Origin of the sequence: Armatimonas sp., from assembly GCF_043760365.1 — a bacterium.
Taxonomy (GTDB): domain Bacteria; phylum Armatimonadota; class Armatimonadia; order Armatimonadales; family Armatimonadaceae; genus Armatimonas.
The window spans coordinates 1-2,856 of record NZ_JAYUPA010000945.1 but is presented as its reverse complement, the minus strand read 5'-3'; the positions used below and the strand labels follow the sequence as shown (position 1 = coordinate 2,856).

The following is a 2,856-nucleotide window of genomic DNA, read 5'->3' as shown; positions in this document are numbered from 1 at the left end:
CCAGCACGTGCCCCCAGTAGTTCACGACATACTGAAGCCCCGTGTTCACTAAGTAGATCAGCAGCAGCCCCACGGCGGCGCTGAGAATCAGCCCCCAGTTATAGCTGGGCAGGAGCCTGTCCACAAAGGACTTCACGGCGAGCGGGAAGGCGAGCTCCAAGAGGCCCGAGATAACGGCACACGAAAAATCAATCAGAAACAAGCGACGGTGGGGGCGGTAGTAGGAGAAAAACTCACGAAGCATAGATTTGTTCATACCGTCGCGAGTGAGATCAGTTCCCAATACGTTGTGCTCATCAGAATCTTGCCCGGATGGCGTAGTAGACCACGACCCATCCGCTCTTTTGTTGCTCCACCAGGCACGTCCCAGCCGTCCCTCCTCGACCATCTTTAAGCCAGCTCGTCTCCACCTTCGCTTGGTTCGCCGCGATCCAGCGCACGGCATCGGCGGAGATAAGTATGCCCTCCTTTCCGGTTGCCTTATCGAAGACCTCGAACCTGCGTGGCTTCACAGCGGAGCGAGCTTTGACAGGCGGCTTGTTGTTGCCAAAGCGTGCCAGAAGTGTGGGGGAAGGATCGGCATGGTTGACGGAGAGAAAGTAGATCTCGGGGAACTTGATTCGGGTGATGAAGCGAAACTGTGGCCGAAGCTTTGCCACGTGGTAGCGAAAGACAGATTCGCGGATGTCGTCCACTTGTGCTTTGGTAAACCTGTGGGCTGGCGTTTGCTTTTGCATGGAGAACCTCACTGCATTTTATCCTGTCCGCTATAATAACCCCATGTCCTCCGAGTCCTCTGAGATCATTGTCCCCGGGCGCGCTGACTTTATCGCCGCCAAACCGACGCCCTCGGTGATCCGTGTGGCGCAGCGATGCAGCAACGCTATTGTGGGGGTGTTGGGCATCAGTGGGGTGGACTACGATCAAGGCGAGCTGGAGCGGCTGCGGGCGCTCTCTGGGGAGCGAGTGCTGCTGACGCCCAACCATCCCACCAACTCCGACCCGGCACTGCTCTTTCACCTCTCCGCACAGGTCAGCCAGAGCTTCCATTATCTAGCCTGCCGTGAGGCGTTTGATGCCTGCCTGGGGCTCTGGGGGCACGTGATCAAGCGACTCGGGGCGCACTCGGTGATTCGGGGGACGGCAGATCGAGCTAGCTTTCGTGCGACCCGTGAGCTGCTCGCCCGCCCCGCCGCCAAGCTCGTGATCTTCCCTGAGGGCGAGGTGTATTCACAAAACGACACGCTCCTGCCGTTCCACGACGGCGTTTTTCAGCTCGCGTTCTGGGCACTTGAGGATGCACGCAAATCCGACGACGCGGCCAATCTCTTTATCCAGCCGGTCGCACTGAAGTACAAGTTCACCACGGACATGCGCCTGCCAATTCTTTTCTCGCTCAACCGGCTGGAGAATTTCACCGGCTCCCCGATTCCTAGTAGTGCGGGCACCTACGAGCGCCTGCGGGGGATTGGGTTTGCAATGCTGCGCTCGCTGGAGAAAGAGTATCGCCTTCCCTCGCCAAAAGAAAAAGACGAGGATCTGGAGTCGGACTTCACGCCGCGCCTGGATGCGATCAAAGAGGCGATCCTGCAGCGGGTCGCGCTGGCCGTCGGCATCCCCGACCCGCGCGGCGAGACCCTCCCCGAGCGCATGCGGGTTCTGATTCACGCCATCGAGATTGTCACCCGCGACGAGCCCGATCCGTCCGCGAAGACGCCCTACGACACCGAGCTGCGCCGCCTGCAGCGCGAGCGTGCGCGGCCCTTGCTGCGTGATCTCGACCGCATCGCCAACTGGATCGCGGTCTACGATGGCTACGTCAGAGAAGACCCCACCCCCGAGCGCCTCTTCGATCTCCTCGTTCGGCTAGAGCGCGAGTGCTTCGGCAAGTCCCTGCTCACTGGCCCCCGCCGCGCCCGCGTCCGCCTCCCAGAGCCCATCAACCTAGGAGACAGACTCGCCGCCTACAAAGCCGCCCGCCGCGCTGAGGTGCGTGCCGTCGCCAAAGAAGCCGAGAAGCGCATCTTCACCGAGCTACGGTGACTCGCTCCCATGAACGGGAGCGTCATTTTGTCCTCATGCTTCGGACACAAAGGCCACAAGCGGCCATAGGAATTTGGAATCTCATGGGCGGCACGCCCTTCGTGTCGGCGAAGCCGTCAAAAAGACGCCCCCGTTCATGGGAGCGACGAATCCGATTCCGTGAATACGATGCGCTCGTAGAGATCGCTGAGAGGAATACTGACCTGGAGCGCCGGAAGGTCAAGTGTGGCATCGAGGCCGCGTAGCTCGGTGAGGAGCCAGTCGTTGTTTTCTTGCCGCTCGTAGCGCTCGACGAGGGGTTCGGCTTGCGAGAGGAGAATATAGTATTTCAGCGAGGGGAGGCGGCGGTAGTGGGCGAACTTTGCGCCTCGGTCGTAGGCTTCCGTGCTGGGGGAGAGCACCTCAAAGAGCGCGATGGGGTTGGTGACGGTGTCGAACTGCTCGTCCACAAAATGCGGCTCGTCGCAGATCACCAGGGCGTCCGGGTAGGTGTAGAGGTGTGTATCGGGGACGCTGAGGCGCAGGTCGGTGAGGTGTGTCTCGCAGGGGCGGCCCCTCAGACGGGTATGAAGTGCGGAGCCTAAATTAGTGACAATGAGGCTGTGCTCGCGCGAGACGCCTGCCATCGCGTAGATCTCGCCGTTGACCAGCTCGCTTCGGTGATCGGCGGCACGTTCAAGAGCGAGATACTCTTCTGGCGTAAATTGTGGAATGGGAACTGCGGACATGGCGTTATTGTACCGAATATCTGTGGGGTATAATGTGCCGGGCGAGACCTCGCCCCCTGGCAAGGAGACTGTTTTATAAGATGGC

3 protein-coding genes and 1 pseudogene are annotated in these 2,856 nt (G+C 60.2%); 1 reads left to right on the top strand and 3 read right to left on the bottom strand.

What is annotated here, in order from left to right; genetic code table 11:
• Positions 1 to 244, bottom strand: a pseudogene (locus ACH2EH_RS23900) (multidrug ABC transporter ATP-binding protein); the annotation flags it as partial.
• A gap of 52 nt (positions 245 to 296) precedes the next feature.
• Positions 297 to 737, bottom strand: coding sequence for a hypothetical protein (locus ACH2EH_RS23895; RefSeq protein WP_395145750.1), 441 nt, complete (start codon positions 735 to 737; stop codon positions 297 to 299).
• Between the two features lie 43 nt (positions 738 to 780).
• Here ACH2EH_RS23895 and ACH2EH_RS23890 point away from each other — a divergent pair, with 43 nt between their 5' ends.
• Positions 781 to 2,043: a 1-acyl-sn-glycerol-3-phosphate acyltransferase gene (locus ACH2EH_RS23890; protein WP_395145748.1), complete on the top strand. Its 1,263-nt coding sequence runs from the start codon at positions 781 to 783 to the stop codon at positions 2,041 to 2,043.
• Between the two features lie 134 nt (positions 2,044 to 2,177).
• Here ACH2EH_RS23890 and ACH2EH_RS23885 read toward each other — a convergent pair whose 3' ends face one another.
• A complete protein-coding gene (locus ACH2EH_RS23885) occupies positions 2,178 to 2,771 on the bottom strand; it encodes a Uma2 family endonuclease (RefSeq protein WP_395145746.1) in 594 nt (197 codons plus the stop codon).
• Positions 2,772 to 2,856: the final 85 nt, after the last annotated feature.

What these genes read in the sequence shown, in the direction of transcription:
- ACH2EH_RS23895 (WP_395145750.1), bottom strand. Translation starts at nt 737, where the DNA reads ATGCAAAAGCAAACGCCAGCCCACAGGTTTACCAAAGCACAAGTGGAC.
- ACH2EH_RS23890 (WP_395145748.1), top strand. Translation starts at nt 781, where the DNA reads ATGTCCTCCGAGTCCTCTGAGATCATTGTCCCCGGGCGCGCTGACTTT.
- ACH2EH_RS23885 (WP_395145746.1), bottom strand. Translation starts at nt 2,771, where the DNA reads ATGTCCGCAGTTCCCATTCCACAATTTACGCCAGAAGAGTATCTCGCT.